This window comes from Vibrio sp. CCB-PB317, assembly GCF_022808245.1.
Taxonomy (GTDB): Bacteria; Pseudomonadota; Gammaproteobacteria; order Enterobacterales; family Vibrionaceae; genus Vibrio; species Vibrio diabolicus.
In genome coordinates this window covers 928,802-944,626 of sequence record NZ_JALGNU010000002.1, presented here as the reverse complement: position 1 = coordinate 944,626, position 15,825 = coordinate 928,802, and the positions used below count along the sequence as shown (strand labels likewise).

General features: G+C 46.2%; 14 protein-coding genes. 11 read left to right on the top strand and 3 right to left on the bottom strand.

Going from position 1 to position 15,825, the window contains the following annotated elements; genetic code table 11:
- The first annotated feature begins 112 nt into the window (after window positions 1-112).
- The 8 genes from uhpT to MTR11_RS13290 all read left to right on the top strand — a co-directional run bounded on the left by uhpT (window position 113) and on the right by MTR11_RS13290 (window position 11,386).
- The gene (gene uhpT, locus MTR11_RS13325) at window positions 113-1,507 is read left to right on the top strand and encodes a hexose-6-phosphate:phosphate antiporter (RefSeq protein WP_021707729.1); all 1,395 of its coding nucleotides are present in this window, start codon (window positions 113-115) and stop codon (window positions 1,505-1,507) included.
- Window positions 1,508-1,645: 138 nt separating this feature from the next.
- Entirely contained in the window at window positions 1,646-2,254 is a 609-nt protein-coding gene (gene uhpA, locus MTR11_RS13320) for a transcriptional regulator UhpA (protein WP_046875403.1), read from the top strand.
- Complete coding sequence (gene uhpB, locus MTR11_RS13315; protein ID WP_243327828.1) at window positions 2,254-3,756, top strand: signal transduction histidine-protein kinase/phosphatase UhpB; 1,503 nt, start codon at window positions 2,254-2,256, stop codon at window positions 3,754-3,756. The genes uhpA and uhpB overlap by 1 nt, the downstream gene beginning before the upstream one ends.
- A gap of 6 nt (window positions 3,757-3,762) precedes the next feature.
- On the top strand, window positions 3,763-5,103 hold the full coding sequence (locus MTR11_RS13310; RefSeq protein WP_005376086.1) for an MFS transporter: 1,341 nt from the start codon (window positions 3,763-3,765) through the stop codon (window positions 5,101-5,103).
- 124 nt (window positions 5,104-5,227) lie between these two features.
- Window positions 5,228-6,463, top strand: coding sequence for a mannose-6-phosphate isomerase, class I (gene manA, locus MTR11_RS13305; RefSeq protein ID WP_243327827.1), 1,236 nt, complete (start codon window positions 5,228-5,230; stop codon window positions 6,461-6,463).
- Window positions 6,464-6,813: 350 nt separating this feature from the next.
- Complete coding sequence (locus tag MTR11_RS13300; protein ID WP_243327826.1) at window positions 6,814-8,076, top strand: hydroxymethylglutaryl-CoA reductase; 1,263 nt, start codon at window positions 6,814-6,816, stop codon at window positions 8,074-8,076.
- 406 nt (window positions 8,077-8,482) lie between these two features.
- On the top strand, window positions 8,483-10,051 hold the full coding sequence (locus tag MTR11_RS13295; RefSeq protein WP_243327825.1) for a DUF1800 domain-containing protein: 1,569 nt from the start codon (window positions 8,483-8,485) through the stop codon (window positions 10,049-10,051).
- Window positions 10,052-10,060: 9 nt separating this feature from the next.
- Entirely contained in the window at window positions 10,061-11,386 is a 1,326-nt protein-coding gene (locus MTR11_RS13290; RefSeq protein ID WP_243327824.1) for a DUF1501 domain-containing protein, read from the top strand.
- Between the two features lie 86 nt (window positions 11,387-11,472).
- Here MTR11_RS13290 and MTR11_RS13285 read toward each other — a convergent pair whose 3' ends face one another.
- Window positions 11,473-12,567, bottom strand: a complete 1,095-nt coding sequence (locus MTR11_RS13285; protein ID WP_005394577.1) for a ketoacyl-ACP synthase III — start codon at window positions 12,565-12,567, stop codon at window positions 11,473-11,475.
- A 162-nt stretch (window positions 12,568-12,729) separates the two neighbouring features.
- Here MTR11_RS13285 and trxC point away from each other — a divergent pair, with 162 nt between their 5' ends.
- Window positions 12,730-13,164, top strand: a complete 435-nt coding sequence (gene trxC, locus MTR11_RS13280; protein WP_005394579.1) for a thioredoxin TrxC — start codon at window positions 12,730-12,732, stop codon at window positions 13,162-13,164.
- Between the two features lie 176 nt (window positions 13,165-13,340).
- Window positions 13,341-14,501, top strand: coding sequence for an MFS transporter (locus MTR11_RS13275; RefSeq protein WP_012842235.1), 1,161 nt, complete (start codon window positions 13,341-13,343; stop codon window positions 14,499-14,501).
- A 48-nt stretch (window positions 14,502-14,549) separates the two neighbouring features.
- Here MTR11_RS13275 and MTR11_RS13270 read toward each other — a convergent pair whose 3' ends face one another.
- Together MTR11_RS13270 and MTR11_RS13265 are read right to left on the bottom strand one after the other, a co-directional pair.
- Complete coding sequence (locus tag MTR11_RS13270; RefSeq protein WP_243327823.1) at window positions 14,550-14,939, bottom strand: nitrous oxide-stimulated promoter family protein; 390 nt, start codon at window positions 14,937-14,939, stop codon at window positions 14,550-14,552.
- A 13-nt stretch (window positions 14,940-14,952) separates the two neighbouring features.
- The gene (locus MTR11_RS13265) at window positions 14,953-15,462 is read right to left on the bottom strand and encodes a GNAT family N-acetyltransferase (protein WP_243327822.1); all 510 of its coding nucleotides are present in this window, start codon (window positions 15,460-15,462) and stop codon (window positions 14,953-14,955) included.
- A 136-nt stretch (window positions 15,463-15,598) separates the two neighbouring features.
- Here MTR11_RS13265 and MTR11_RS13260 point away from each other — a divergent pair, with 136 nt between their 5' ends.
- The gene (locus tag MTR11_RS13260) at window positions 15,599-15,790 is read left to right on the top strand and encodes a DUF2986 domain-containing protein (RefSeq protein WP_005376066.1); all 192 of its coding nucleotides are present in this window, start codon (window positions 15,599-15,601) and stop codon (window positions 15,788-15,790) included.
- Window positions 15,791-15,825 lie beyond the last annotated feature (35 nt).

The following is a 15,825-nucleotide window of genomic DNA, read 5'->3' as shown; positions in this document are numbered from 1 at the left end:
ACCATCTCATGTGCCTCACAAAACCACTCTCTAGAATTCCGGTCAGTCAAAGGTAACAAGAGCGCATAACGGTCTCCGTTGTGTTTCTAAAACAATTACAAGAGAGTTCATCATGTTAAAATTCCTCGAACAGGTGCGGAAGCCGACCCTCGATCTTCCTGTCGAAGTTAGAAGAAAGATGTGGTTTAAACCGTTCATCCAATCTTACTTGGTCGTATTTATCGGCTACCTAACCATGTACTTGATTCGTAAGAACTTCAATGTCGCGCAAAACGATATGATCTCAACTTACGGTTTGAGCATGACAGACCTAGGTCTTATTGGCCTTGGCTTCTCCATCACATACGGCATCGGTAAAACCGTTGTGTCTTACTACGCTGACGGTAAGAACACCAAGCAATTCCTCCCTTTTATGCTGATCCTTTCTGGTCTTGCCATGCTTGGTTTCAGCTTCAGCATGGGCGGCGGTAGTGCAAGCCTGTTCTTGATGGTGGCTTTCTACGCTCTGAGTGGTTTCTTCCAAAGTACTGGTGGCCCTTCTAGTTACTCAACCATTACAAAATGGACACCTCGTAACAAGCGCGGCTCTTACCTAGGCTTGTGGAACATGTCTCACAACGTTGGTGGTGCGGGCGCAGCGGGTGTTGCCCTTTTCGGTGCTAACTACCTATTCGACGGCCACGTAATCGGCATGTTCGTGTTCCCTTCTATCATCGCGATCATCGTTGGCTTTATCGGTATGCGCTTTGGTAGCGACTCTCCAGAAGCTTATGGTCTAGGTAAAGTAGAAGAACTTTTCGATGAAGCAGTGAGTGAAGAAGACACCGCCGCTGAAGAAAACCAGATGACCAAAAAAGAAATCTTTGTTGAATACGTTCTTAAAAACAAAGTTATCTGGCTACTTTGCTTTGCCAACATCTTCCTTTACATCGTGCGTATTGGTATCGACCAATGGTCAACGGTATACGCGTACCAAGAGCTTGGTCTGTCAAAAGAAACGGCAATCTCTGGCTTTACTCTATTCGAAGTCGGTGCGCTTGTGGGTACGTTGATGTGGGGTTACTTATCTGACTTAGCAAACGGTCGCCGCGCATTGGTTGCTTGTGTGTCTCTTGGTTTGATCATCGTATCGCTTGAGTTCTACCAACACGCCACTAGCGAGTTCATGTACTTAGCCTCTCTATTTGTATTGGGCTTCTTGGTGTTTGGTCCGCAACTTCTTATCGGTGTTGCCGCGGTTGGTTTTGTCCCTAAAAAAGCAATCAGTGTGGCTGACGGCGTAAAAGGTACATTCGCTTACCTAATCGGTGACAGCTTCGCGAAACTTGGTCTCGGTATGATTGCAGACGGTACACCTATCTTCGGCTTAACAGGTTGGAAAGGTACCTTCGCAGCCCTAGATACCTCCGCCATGATTTGTATTGTTTTGCTTGCTTTCGTCGCTATCGCGGAAGAGAAGAAGATTCGACACGCGAAGAAGCTTCAACTTGCACAAAACCAAGCCTAACTTCTCTGCGCGCTTTACTTCGGTAAAGCGCGCGAGATCATTAAAAAGCATGGTTCAATTCAGTATCATTAAAGGTTTTTCTATTGGCTCCTGTTGGAGCTTATTGTTGTTAGTCGTCTGCTCTATTTGGTTGTAATAATGATTCATGTTGCTCTAGTTGATGATCACGTCATCGTGCGTTCAGGTTTCGCACAATTATTAAATTTAGAAAGTGATATTACCGTTGTTGGTGAGTTCGGCTCTGTCGCAGAAGCACGCACAGGCTTGCCTGCGGTACACCCACACGTCGTCATCCTAGATATTTCTATGCCAGATGAAAGCGGCTTAAACTTTCTTAGCGAAATACCAACTGGCATTGCCTGCGTGATGCTTAGCGTGCATGACTCCCCTGCGATGGTGGAAAAATCACTAAAGCTAGGTGCAAAGGGCTATCTTAGTAAACGCTGTAGCCCAGACGAACTTATTCAAGCCGTGAGAACCAGTGCTTCTGGCGGCTGTTACCTCACATCAGATATTGCACTTAAACTTGCAACGCCTAGCGACAACACCACCTCTCTATGCCAGCTGACAAAACGTGAAAACGAGGTATGTCAGCTACTTGCCACTGGGCTAGATGTAAAGTCAGTCGCGGCAGAGCTTGGCTTAAGCCACAAGACCGTACACGTGCATCGTGCGAATGCCATCGACAAACTCGGCGTGAAAAACAACGTTGAGCTCGCCAAACTATTTTCTCAAGAGTCCTTTTAATGCGAGCTTATGCTGTTACCACCATTTGCGGACTATTTGTTATGGCTTGCGCCTGGTTTTGCTTGTGGGTGATTGCCTATTACTTTGTCAATGATCCCGAGTTGGCGATCTTATTGTTTCCTTTCGCTTTACGATTAGGTGTCGCCCTGCACACTCGCACCGCTTATTGGCCGACGATTTACCTTTCGGAGTGGGGGCTTTCCATCGCACTTGCGATGTTACTGGGTCAACCACAGTGGCTTACCGTGCTGATTGCGAGCATTGCCAGTATCCCGGTCACTCTGATTGCGAAAAAATACTACTACGGAGACCAAAACCGCCATTTAGCCGTGATGAGCGTTGTCATTATCATTAGCGCGTTTATTAATGTGATGGCCGTTGGCTTTCACGTTCCTTCGGTTTACATGGTGTGGCTGGCTAGCATCTCTGGAGGCTTGCTCGTGGTGCCTATGTGCTACTTGTTATGGAGTTATTTGTTCCAAAGTCGTTGGTCTCCGCTTAGCTCTCTCCTACTTAGTAATGCCGTTGTATTTCAGGTGCGTCATATCGTGCTTTATGCGCTGCTTTTGATCGGCAGTATTTTAGTGCAAACCAGTTTGCCTGAAGAGCTAAAACGATTTGCGCCATTTTGTATGGCGATTCCAATCATCGTGCTTGCTCTGCGTTACGGCTGGCAAGGTGCCCTACTCGCCACCATGCTCAACAGCATTGCGCTGATTGCGGCTCGCAGCGGCGTGTCGAATCTAGAAATCACCGATTTGTTGTTATCTCTCTCAGCGCAAACCGTTACTGGCATTATGCTCGGTTTAGGGGTTCAGAAACAAAAAGACCTCAATCAAAAACTGCGCGGCGAGCTTGCACGCAATCAGAATTTGTCTCGCCAGCTTATCAAAGCGGAAGAGTCTGTAAGACGCGATATTGCGCGCGAGCTACATGACGAAATTGGACAGAACATCACGGCAATCCGCACACAAGCCAACATCATTAAGCGGGTAAATAACGCAGAAACAAGCGTGGGTTGCGCCGACATGATCGAAGGGCTTTCCCTCAACGTGTACGACACCACTAAGCGACTGTTAAGCAAGCTAAGACCAAAAATGCTGGATGATTTGGACTTAAAAGAATCCGTCGAGCAACTAACGCGAGAGATGGAGTTCGCCAATCACGGAACCAACGTTCAACTGAACTGGCAGGGCGATTACACCAGCCTGAGTGACACACTCAAAGTCACCCTATTCCGTTTATGCCAAGAGTCATTGAATAACGCAGCCAAGTACGCAGAAGCGCAGTTGATCAATATTGAACTGACAATTGGAGAAGCTGCGGTGTCACTGATGATTCACGATGATGGTGTCGGCTTCAAAGTTCAGGACAGCATGAAAGGCATGGGCGTTCGCGGCATGCAAGAGCGTGTGCACGCGTTAGGTGGAAAAATGGTTATCTACTCCACCAGCGATCAAGTGATCGGCACACAAATCAGCATTACTTTACCTAAGGTGTAACTCAAGATGTTTGGATTTTTACGTTCACCTAAATTTACTCAACCGAGTCTGAGCAACGAGCAAATCGACCAGCGTTACCACCATTGGCGTTTGCACATTATGTTGGGGATGTACATCGGCTACGCAGGTTTTTACTTTACCCGTAAGACCTTTAACTACGCCGCACCAGCGATGATTACCGATCTTGGCTTAGATAAAGGCGATTTGGGTCTTATAGGCACGCTTTTCTACATTACCTACGGCTGCTCGAAGTTTATTTCTGGCACGATTTCGGATCGCTCTAACCCTCGTTATTTCATGGGGCTAGGCTTGATTGCGACAGGTCTGGTCAATATCGCGTTCGGCTTTTCTAGCTCACTCGCGGCTTTCATTACTCTGTGGATCTTAAACGCGTGGTTCCAAGGCTGGGGCTGGCCTTCATGCTCCAAGCTGCTAACCACTTGGTATTCACGCTCCGAGCGTGGCTTCTTATGGGCGATTTGGAACACCGCACACAACGTTGGTGGCGCGCTGATCCCTATTTTAGTGGGCTATTTAACGTTGCACTACAGCTGGCGTGAAGGCTTTATTCTACCCGGCATCATCGGTGTATTACTCGGTCTATTCGTTTGTTGGCGATTGCGCGATAAACCCACAACAATGGGTTTACCAAGTGTCGGACAATGGCGCAACGACGCGCTAGAACTTGCGCAAGAAAATTACGGACGTGGCCTCACCTACCGCGAAATTCTGAAATCGTACGTATTTAACAACAAATATATCTGGCTGCTCGCGTTCAGTTATGTGTTGGTTTATATCGTCCGAACCGCAATCAATGACTGGGGAAACCTGTACTTAACCGAGCAGCATCACTATAGCCTGATTAACGCCAATGCTGCCCTTTCTATGTTTGAAATCGGCGGTTTTGTTGGTTCATTGGTTGCGGGTTGGGGCTCAGACAAACTCTTTGGTGGTAACCGTGGGCCAATGAACTTGCTGTTCGCGATTGGGATTTTCTTATCTGTCTCTGCGCTTTGGCTTATGCCCCTGACCAACTTTGCATTCCAAGCGGCGGGATTGTTCTCCATCGGCTTCTTTGTCTTTGGACCACAAATGCTGATCGGTATGGCGGCGGCGGAGTGCTCTCACAAAGATTCTGCCGGCGCGGCAACAGGATTCGTAGGCTTGTTCGCCTACATGGGCGCAGCATTGTCTGGCTATCCACTGGCGTTAATTCTTGAAGAATATCATTGGACGGGTTTCTTCATCACCATTTCAGTTTGTGCAGCCGTCATTGGCCTTTTATTGCTGCCATTTTTGCAAGCGCAACCATCACGAAAACCACTCGAACCAAAACCTCGGTTGTAAATCGACTTATCGCCCTTCGGGCAAATTGGCGAGTGACCTAACCGCGCTCGCCATCCTTATTTAACGTATCTCTGCTCAATTTTTCTTCCGATTAAGTTCGGAGGGTTAACTATGGGAAAAATTCATGAATTTGAACACTATTTCATCGCATAGCTTCTTTCAAATGAACAACAAAATCCAAAACTACGCTTGGGGAAGCACCTCTTCTATTCACGATTTGTTTGGCTTTTCTAACGACACGAATGAGCCTCAAGCAGAAGTATGGATGGGGACTCACCCAAACGGCTGCTCTGAAGTTCAGATTGAGCAAAACACGCTGCCTTTGTCTGAACTGATCAAACAAAACCAACCCGCTTACTTATCAGCAGAAACCGTAGCGAAATTTGGCGACCTGCCCTTTCTGTTTAAGATCTTAGCGGCCGAACATGCACTGTCGATTCAAGTTCACCCAAGCAAACAAGATGCCGAAATAGGCTTCGAAAAAGAGCAAAGTGCTGGCATCCCACTAAACGCGAGCCATCGTAACTACAAAGATCCAAACCACAAACCTGAATTGGTGTACGCGCTGACAAGTTACCAAGCCATGAACGGTTTTCGCTCGTATGCCGAGATTATTGAGGCATTTAGCCTTTGCGATATCGATGAGCTACGCGCGCCTCTTGACACATTCAAACGCGAAATCAACTCACAAGGTTTACGAGATTTCTTTGTGCACATTCTGACCATGGAAGGAGAAACAAAAGAGCGAGCACTGAAACAGCTTCTTGCCCACGCTTCACGTCAATCGGAACAAGGCACTGACTCGGAGCAAGGCACTGACAGCAATGTTTTCCAGCTCATCTTGGACCTATCCACTCAATATCCCGGCGATGTCGGCTTGTTTGCGCCATTACTGTTGAATGTCATCACGCTGCAGCCTGGCGAAGCGATGTTCCTGAGCGCAAGAACGCCACACGCTTACATTAAAGGTACGGGATTAGAGATCATGGCGAACTCAGATAACGTTTTGCGTGCAGGACTCACGCCGAAACATATGGATGTTGAAGAACTGGTTAAATGCACAGATTTTGTGCCTAAGCCTTTTGACAGCCTTGTTTTAGAACCCAATGCCAATGGTTGCCAGAGCCTTTACCCCGTTCCAGTCGCAGACTTTAGTTTCAGCATTCTTAACCAACCGAATCACGACGTGGTTGAGGCAAACAGCGCAGAGATTTTGATGGCGATTGATGCCGAACTGACACTCATCAGTGATAACGGTGAGACATTAACCGCCGCGAAAGGACAATCTGTATTTGTTCCTGCTTACGTTGGCCATTATCGCATTCAAAGTGCGGGACGTGTGGCTCGCGCCTTCAACTAGTTTTTGAACAACTGATTCAAACTAGCGTCTGACCCAAGGGACTGGGTTAGACAATTTATTCCTTTCATAGATTGAGCCAGTCCGCTTTTAAGGTACTCATGCTTGCACTTTTTCGACTCAAATCCGCAGCGGCCTAAGCCATCTAAGTTCTCTACCCCCGATTCTTCTGTTCACTACAGCACTCATTGTCAAAACCCATTTATTTCCGGTAAATCCTCCGCTCCAATATCAAATTACTTGGATAACAAAGGCGCTCACACAGTGGTATTTGTTGCAAAACGTATAATCAACGTTGTAATCAAAGCCCCAATCACTACAATCTCTGGTTCGATTTTTCAGTTAACGTTTGTATGCCGAAGTTAAACCAAGATAACCCTGTTCAAAGCTCCGCCCTTTCCGATATCGAAACCAGCAGTAAGATTCAATCGGCATTAGAACCGAAGTTTCACAAGCCAGAGAAACGTCTCTGCTTAAGCCCTGGCCTATCGGATAAGCATTTGGCGCGCCGTTGGCAAGTATTGGAACACGTGACCAATAAAGATCATCTTCTTGATCCTTTCACGCAGTCACATTGCGACGCTTACTCCAACAACATCGAGCACTTCGTTGGTACTGTCAATGTGCCGGTCGGCATCGCAGGCCCTTTACGCGTCAACGGTTTGTATGCGAACGATGACTTTTTGGTTCCGCTCGCAACGACAGAAGCCGCGTTAGTCGCTTCCTACAACCGTGGCGCAAATCTTATTACCGCCGCTGGTGGCGCGAGCGCATTGTTGCTGAGTGAAGGGGTGAGCCGAACGCCAGTGTTCGCCTTTAATAACCTTGCCGACGCTGGCCAGTTCGTCAGTTGGGTTGTGACCCATTTTGACGCATTTCGTCAAATAGCGGAATCCACCACCTCACATGGCAAACTCAAAGACATCAATGTAAATATCGAAGGAAACCACGTTTATTTGGTCTTTGAATACGTGACTGGTGACGCTTCCGGACAAAACATGGTGACCATCGCAACAAACGAAGTGTTCCATCATATTTTGGCGACCAGCCCAATCAAACCAACGCAAGCATTCTTGGATGGCAACTTATCAGGCGACAAAAAACCAAACGCGCACACGCTGCGCTCGGTACGCGGTAAGAAAGTATCCGCCGAAGTGACCATTCCAGCAGAGTTGGTGGAAAAATATCTGCATACAACGCCGGAGTCTATGGTTCAATTTGGCAAAATGACCACGGTGGGCGGTTTACTCAGCGGGACAATTGGCGTCAACGCGCATTACGCGAATGCCCTTGCCGCGCTGTACATTGCTTGTGGTCAAGATGCCGCTTGCGTTGCAGAGTCTGCCATTGGTATCACTCGTATGGATGTGGACGCTCAAGGCAACTTGTACGCGTGCGTGACCTTGCCAAACATCATGGTTGGCACGGTTGGAGGGGGCACTGGCCTTCCAACGCAAAAGGCATGTTTGGATATTTTGGGGTTGCACGGCAACGGCAATGCGAAAGCCTTAGCCGAAGTCGCGGCCGCGCTTTGTCTGGCTGGCGAACTCTCGATTGTGGGCGCATTTTGTGCCGATCACTTCTCCCGGGCTCACCATAAACTTGCTAGAAAATAATCCTTTTACTTTGTACAAGAGAACACCCATGCGGTTTTCTCTTGTGCCAATAAAGCAACTTTATTTATTAGCTCATAAATTAGTTTAAGTTATATTGCAGACTTAATAATTGCATCACTCTCACGTTGACCGCATTATTGCAGTATCACCACACATTCCTCGCTATATCACTGTTTGACCCTATTCTCACGCGATATTAAATATCAGTACGTTACCTAAATAAATATCAAAAACATCTAGCACTAAAGTACCAAATTCATAGATTGAGTTTTTTGTTAGTCACTTATAGAGACTATACTCGTTCCTGCAGCTGCTTGATTTTTCTAAATTTATTATTTAGCTCAAATGAGCTTAATCACTCCCGTTAAATGGATTTAAGTCGTTCCCTCGGGTAAGCGAGTTAACTATGAGACGTCAGAAACAGTATGAAATCTCTTGTTGGGTACTAGGGTTGATTATCGTATTACTAAGTTACGTCCCTTCAGTACCAGCAGAAATGGAACTAACGCCCTCCGATCAAACCGTTGCGCGTTTCCTCTATCAGAGCACTTTTGGGCCAACACCAACATTAATTGATGAGGTAGAAGAAGTCGGGATGGAAAGTTGGATATCTCAACAAATCTACCTTCCTGCCACCTATCATCAACCGCTCTATCGGACACCTTTTTCCAAAGGCGCACAATCCAATCGCGAAAACGCTTGGTATCAAATTGTTATTACTGCTGATGATCAACTCAGACAACGCATGGCGTATGCATTAAGCCAGATCTTAGTGGTCTCTCGCTATGGCGGTGTTCTTTCCAGTAAGCCCACAGGTCTAGTCGACTACTATGATGTATTGATTGCTAACGCTTTTGGCAACTACCGAGATTTATTATATGACGTTTCCATTCATCCTGTTATGGGCAGCTATTTGTCAATGCTCGGTAGCGCAAAAGAGAACAACACGACGGGTGCATTACCTGATGAGAACTTCGCTCGAGAGTTGATGCAGTTATTCACCCTAGGCTTGTATGAACTGAATATCGATGGCAGTAAAAAGCTTGATCGTAAAACGGGTAAGCCTATCCCCACATATACCCAAACGGATATTCAAGAACTCGCTCGAGCATTAACTGGGTGGAAAAATGCCGATTTAGCGTTTGTCGAACCGATGCGAGTCATCAGCCACCGACACGATGATGGCGAGAAACGATTGCTTGGTAACACAATTCCTGCTGGTTTAACTGCGCAAGAAGAGCTTTCAAAAGTGATCGATATTTTGATGTCTCATCCAAACATGGCGCCGTTTGTTTCTAAGCTACTTATCCAACGTTTTGTAACTTCGAATCCAAGTCCGGAGTACATCGCACGTGTTGCTTCGGTATTCAATAACAATGGCAAAGGAGAAAAAGGAGATTTAAACGCGGTCATTCATGCCATCTTGCTCGATTCTGAGGCTCTAGGCATGACAGATACCCCTCCAATAAAAGTGAAAGAGCCAATACTAGTCCTAACTAATTTTCATCGAGCCGCGGGTTTTACAATCAAATCTACACGTTACGAAGACGCCACTACGATGATGAATATCGCCAATCAAGGACCTCTTCGTTCTCCTTCCGTATTTAATTTTTACTCTCCTGACTACCAACCATCTAACGAGTTTACAGAGTCTGGTATTAGCTCTCCGGAGTATGAGCTACTGAACTGGTCTGTTTATACCGATTTGGTCAACTATATGTTGACCAGCACTCGCAGAGGCGGCGGTGATTCCTACACTCTCGATCTCGGCGAGTTTTATCTTCTTTTGGATGATCACGATGCCTTAGTCGAGCTGGTTAACGCACGCTTCTTTGCTGGAACGGCCTCGGCGGAATTAAAAAAACTCATGCTCACCGTGTTAGATGAATATCGTGAGGACTATGTGCCAACAACAAAGCTCGCCTTGGTGATTTTTACCGCCATTTCCGGCGATGAATTCTATATTCAGGATTAGGAGTGGATTATGGATATTTCACGACGACATTTTATAAAAAGCACTGCATCGATGGGCGCTTTAGCTTCGCTTGGTCTACCGGGTTATTCTCTCGCGGCGCCATCCAATGACTTTCGAGCATTGATATGTGTTTATTTAGCAGGTGGAAACGATGCGTTCAACACTGTACTGCCGTTGTCTGACGCGCACTATAACCAATATGCCAAAGTCAGAGGGGCTCTTTCTGTCGCCAAAGACGACATACTCCCTATCAATTTGCGTACCACCGATAGCTCGGATAATCTGGTAGAACTTGGCTTACACCCCAAACTAAAAGCGCTGTCTTCAATTTTCGAACAAGGCGATGCCAATATCGTGCTCAATAGCGGCATTCTCAACCATCCCGTTACAAAACAAGCGATTGAGTTAGGTGAAGCGTCACTTCCCGAGCAACTGTTTTCCCACAATTCACAAACTGACGCTTGGTTACTTGGTGGTATGCAAGAATCTAGCAACTTGGGTTGGGCAGGAAGAATGTTGGACGTATTAACTTCTGAATCAGAAATAACCCCACTATACAGTGTGCATGGGAACTCGCTTTGGTTACGCGCGATGGAACACCGCCAAACCGTGCTGAAAAAAGACCGTGCGGTTCAGCTTACCGCGATTGATAACCCGCTATACAAGGGGATCTATGACCAACTTCTTTCTCATCAAACAGAGAATCCGTTTAGTGGTCACTTTAATTTGATGGTTGATGAGTCGATGATGATGAGCCGTGTGCTAAGCGAGCAACTCAATCATATTGATGACGCGCCGCTGTTCACCTCATCAACACTCGGCAAGCAGATGCAAACCGTGTACAAATTGATAGCAAGCCAAGATGTGTTAAAGCAACAACGACAAGTCTTCTTCGTTAAACACTCTGGCTACGACCTACACGATTCTCAATTAGTTCGACACCCCGTACTACTCGAAGATCTAGCGACTAACCTCTTAGCAATGTATCGTGCGATTGAAGGGTTGGGGCTAAACAAGCAAGTCACCTCTTTTACAATGTCTGATTTTGGTCGACGGATGACAAGCAACGGTAACGGCACCGATCACGGCTGGGGTGGTCATCAACTATTGATTGGGGGCGCGGTGAATGGTCAGCGACCTATCGGCACATGGCCTGAACTAGTATTGGGCGGAAACGATGACTATTCTCAAGGTCGACTCATACCCCAAATTGCAGCTGATCAAGTGGGCTCAACCCTCGCGCAGTGGATGGGTGTGAGTGATAACGCGGCACTGGAATACGTGTTCCCGAACATCCGCAACTTCGCTAATTCAAACCTTGGTTTTATGGCTTAAGCTGCTTTAATGAGCTCTTATTTAACATGTCATGAAAAAGGGAGCATTTACGCTCCCTTCTCAATATCATTCCCGCTGAGTGTCCGTTACGCTTCGTCGCGACGGCGCTCGTTACACAGCTTAATGGCACGCTCAAGTAATTCTAGCGCGGATTGCTCACATTCAGGCAGAGCCGCATCACTTTCACCAATTGGCGTTACGCGGTCACCCCATTTCAATACTGCCGCCCCCCATGTCAAACCTGCACCAAATGCAGCAAGAAGCATGTTATCACCTGGGTTAACTCGGCCTTGCTCTACCGCTTCACACAATGCAATTGGCACCGTCGCTGCAGAAGTATTGCCGTAGTTTTGGATGTTCACAAACGCTTTGTCGTGTGGGATCCCAGATAGGTCACATAGGGTTTGAATAATACGAATATTCGCTTGATGAGGAATAACAACGTCGATTTGGTCGGTAGTTAACTGTGATGCTTTAAGCACGGTTTTCGCAGCTAGCCCCATGCCTTTTACCGCACGTTTAAAAATTTCTTGTCCTACAAAGTTGAAATCCCAGTAACCGTTGTCTTCCGCAAAACGGTCCATACAAGTACCAAACTTTGGTACGGAAAGAATATCGCGACCTTTAGCGTCACAACCAATTTGAGATTGCAGTAGACCCGTTTCTTTTTCTGTTCTTGATAACACAACGGCGCCCGCGCCATCACCAAATAGAACAGCGGTATCTCGCATGGCCCAATCGATGTAGAAAGACAATCTTTCCGCGCCAATAATGATCGCGTTGCGATAGTTACCTGATTGAATCAAACGTGTGCCCGTTTCAAGGCCGTAGACAAATCCCGTACATGCGGCATTTAAATCAAAGGCCGCCGCAGAGCGAATGCCCAAGTTCTGCTGTATTTTAGATGCGATGTTTGGAATAAGTGAATCCGGAGAACAAGTCGCCACAATGATTAAATCAACGTCGCTGGCGTCAACGCCCGCGCGCGCCAATGCGTGTTTGGCAGCAACGGTTGCCATGTCTGAAGTATTTACATGGCTAATACGGCGGTTTTCGATACCGGTGCGGGTACGAATCCACTCATCTGAAGTATCAAGGAAAGTGCTAAGATCATCGTTAGAGAGCACGGCAGGAGGAACACATTTCCCCCAACCTGTAATTTCAGCGTAGTAATTTGTCATCGCAGACCTATTTATTGTTGTATTTTAATAAAATTTCTTAGAACCTTAGGCTCAAATACAAACCTGCTCTGCGTTATTTCGGCAGGTTAAAAAATAAGTATACAAATAATGAGGCTGACTGGTAAGTCATGTTTTCATCAATACGTAATAAAGGAAGAAGTCATGTCATCGTTTAAAACTCGCTGCCCTTCATGCGGCGGTCTGAATCGTGTCCCTAATGAGCGTGTTGCAGAGTCTGCAACTTGCGGTAAATGTAAAAGTGCACTTTTTGATGGCGCGCCTATCGAAGGAACGCAAGATAACTTTTCTGCCCTATTACAAAGTGATACGCCTGTTGTCGTCGACTTTTGGGCCCCTTGGTGTAATCCGTGCGTCGGTTTTGCCCCTGTTTTCTCGGATGTCGCTCATGAACAAGCAGGAACGGCTCGTTTTGTAAAGATTGATACAGAAGCACAACAAGCGCTCGCTGCACAATTTGGCATTCGAAGCATTCCTACCATCATGGTTTTCAAGAACGGTCAACGCGTTGATATGATCAATGGTGCGCTACCGAAAAGTCAGTTTGATCAATGGTTAAATCAAGCACTTAATAAGTAATCCTCCACGCCAACCTCACTGGTAGGTTGGCGTTTTTATGCAACTTATCGACCTATCTATTTAACAAATATTATTTGTCGAAACGACTTAAATTAATCATTTTACTTGCCTAACTATTAGCCTCATATTCGCGCCGAATAACCCATAGATTTCATTTAACTTATAGGCGCAAAACAGTGGAAAACACAGTCGTTCCTGCAGCATCACCACGAGTTACAGTTCCAGTCGTCGCACTGTCTCTTTATGCGGTGGCTTCGGGCTATTTAATGAGCTTGATCCCTCTCATGCTCGGTGAATACAACATCTCAGCAGATTATGCGAGTTGGTTGGCGAGTGTTTTTTATGGCGGCTTATTGGTCGGCGCGATGTTTATTGAGCGTGTCGTGCGTCAAGTTGGTCACCGTAAAGCGTTTATTGGCTGCTTAGCGGCATTCTCGCTAACGATTGTCACGCTACCCGTTTTTGCTAATGGGTTAGTGTGGCTTGCTGCTCGTTTTATCGCAGGTATTGCCGTTGCGGGCGTTTTTGTCATTGTTGAATCTTGGCTAATGTCTGGCGACGAAGCATCACGTGCAAAACGTTTGAGCTTGTACATGCTATCGCTTTATGGCGGTTCTGCATTAGGCCAATTTGGCATTGGTGTACTTGGCGTAAGTGGCGGTGTTCCGTTCATTGCAATCACAACGCTGATCCTAATGGCGATGTTGGTGCTGATGTTTATTGAGTGTGAACAACCAAACAGCCATGAATCAACCGCTTTGTCATTTAAGCAAATTGCCAAGCTAAACCATGCTGCAATTATTGGTTGTGTTGTATCAGGTTTGACCTTAGGCGCGATATACGGATTAATGCCTGTTGAGCTCACTAACCGTAAGATCAACCATCAAGACATTGGTACATTGATGGCACTAGTGATCCTAGGTGGCATGTTGGTTCAACCAATGGTGACCACATTGAACAAATACATGAGCCGCACAGTGCTAATGGCGTTCTTCTGTATTTTGGGTATTTTTTCGATCGGTTTGACCTTTATTTCATCGTCAGCCGTGGTATTAGCTGCTGCTTTATTCTTTTTAGGTGCAGCTACTTTTGCCTTGTACCCAATTGCGATCAACTTAGGTTGTGAAGGACTTGATGAGCGCTTTATTGTCTCTGCCACACAAGTCATGCTGTTCAGCTACAGCATTGGCTCTGTTGCTGGCCCGGTTGTGGCTGATAAATTTATGGGCCAAGAACATGGCTTACTAGGCTACTTGTTTGCCGCTTTGGTTGCGACTGGCGTATACATGCTACTTGCAGCGAGCAAAACTAAGCAGCGTATGGCCGCTGGCCTCTAACCACGCAACTTCTACTCAACGAAAACGAGGGCATGTCGCCCTCGTTTTTTATTCTTCGCTTTTTTGTTTAGATAAACGTTTGTGACGGTTTGACGCGTTCGCTGCAGGTTTTTCCGGTACCGCGCGCTTTTCATGAAGTAAATGACGAACCGCCAAGATGGGATGTTTCAGTGGCATTCTGGGGCCAGAGTAACGCATCACCAAACGCATTTGCTCTTTCGGATCCGGTTTATAACAGTGAATCGGACACTTGTTACACGTAGGTTTATTCTCTCCATAAGGACAGCGGTCAAGACGAACTTCTGCGTATTCAAGCAGCTCACGACATTCTGAGCACAAGTCACTTTTTTTTCCATGGTGATCGTGACAGTAAACCTCTACCATGGCTTTTACCGTCTTAAATTCAGTGGCGAGCTTGCCAAGTAAAATATCGCTCATGAGCTTCCAAAAATCACAACGTCATTGTGTAAAGTTCTAACATTCGACCATTATCGTATTGCTGCTCAACTCGTTCAAACTCAAAGCCCAGTTTTTTGAGCAAACTTATACTACGAATATTGTCATTGTTGGTGATGGCAGCCAACTTATCGAGTTTCATTTCCCCTCGAGCATATTCCAGCACCGCGGTTGCCGACTCGACTCCGTAGCCGCAACCATAAGCAGAAGGTAAAAAACCATACCCGAGATCGTAGTGTTGCAATGTGTCACGCTTAACTAGCCCACAAATACCGATCGGCTGTCCATCTTCCTTTTTCTCTACTACGAGTAAACTCACGCCTTTAACTTTTTGCATGCGTAGCATGTTTTCTTTTATATAACGCGCCGCTTCATATTCAGTACGAATTTGTTTATCTCCGACAAAACGGTAAAAGTCTGGTTGGTTATAAAGTTCTAATATGAATGGTGCATCATCTACACTCACAAGACGTAGTATCAAACGTTCAGTGATCAGTGTTTTCATTTGGACTCCATTAAAACGCGAGAGATGATTGGACATAGAAACGTACTTGAATCTTGCGACCGACGTAAGGGCTTATTTAGTTGTAACTTGATAAAAAAATAACTATCCTGCCCCGCTAAATTAAAGGACCACCACCATGAACCGCAAGAAGAAAATCAATCAGATCTTAAAAGCGAAGCAGAAGAAGCACAACGCTAAGCTACATAAGAGCAATAAGCCGCGTTATATCTCCAAAGCTGAACGTGCAAAAATGGAAGCTGAAGAGCAAAACCAAGCTTCAGAGCACACGGAAAACGTTGTAGACACAGCGCAGACAGATCAAGCCTAAAAGAAAAGCCGCTTTAAGCGGCTTTTTTGATACTC

What these genes read in the sequence shown, in the direction of transcription:
- uhpA (WP_046875403.1), top strand. Translation starts at nt 1,646, where the DNA reads ATGATTCATGTTGCTCTAGTTGATGATCACGTCATCGTGCGTTCAGGT.
- uhpT (WP_021707729.1), top strand. Translation starts at nt 113, where the DNA reads ATGTTAAAATTCCTCGAACAGGTGCGGAAGCCGACCCTCGATCTTCCT.
- MTR11_RS13310 (WP_005376086.1), top strand. Translation starts at nt 3,763, where the DNA reads ATGTTTGGATTTTTACGTTCACCTAAATTTACTCAACCGAGTCTGAGC.
- MTR11_RS13285 (WP_005394577.1), bottom strand. Translation starts at nt 12,567, where the DNA reads ATGACAAATTACTACGCTGAAATTACAGGTTGGGGGAAATGTGTTCCT.
- MTR11_RS13260 (WP_005376066.1), top strand. Translation starts at nt 15,599, where the DNA reads ATGAACCGCAAGAAGAAAATCAATCAGATCTTAAAAGCGAAGCAGAAG.
- MTR11_RS13295 (WP_243327825.1), top strand. Translation starts at nt 8,483, where the DNA reads ATGAGACGTCAGAAACAGTATGAAATCTCTTGTTGGGTACTAGGGTTG.
- trxC (WP_005394579.1), top strand. Translation starts at nt 12,730, where the DNA reads ATGTCATCGTTTAAAACTCGCTGCCCTTCATGCGGCGGTCTGAATCGT.
- MTR11_RS13290 (WP_243327824.1), top strand. Translation starts at nt 10,061, where the DNA reads ATGGATATTTCACGACGACATTTTATAAAAAGCACTGCATCGATGGGC.
- manA (WP_243327827.1), top strand. Translation starts at nt 5,228, where the DNA reads ATGAATTTGAACACTATTTCATCGCATAGCTTCTTTCAAATGAACAAC.
- MTR11_RS13265 (WP_243327822.1), bottom strand. Translation starts at nt 15,462, where the DNA reads ATGAAAACACTGATCACTGAACGTTTGATACTACGTCTTGTGAGTGTA.
- MTR11_RS13300 (WP_243327826.1), top strand. Translation starts at nt 6,814, where the DNA reads ATGCCGAAGTTAAACCAAGATAACCCTGTTCAAAGCTCCGCCCTTTCC.
- uhpB (WP_243327828.1), top strand. Translation starts at nt 2,254, where the DNA reads ATGCGAGCTTATGCTGTTACCACCATTTGCGGACTATTTGTTATGGCT.
- MTR11_RS13270 (WP_243327823.1), bottom strand. Translation starts at nt 14,939, where the DNA reads ATGAGCGATATTTTACTTGGCAAGCTCGCCACTGAATTTAAGACGGTA.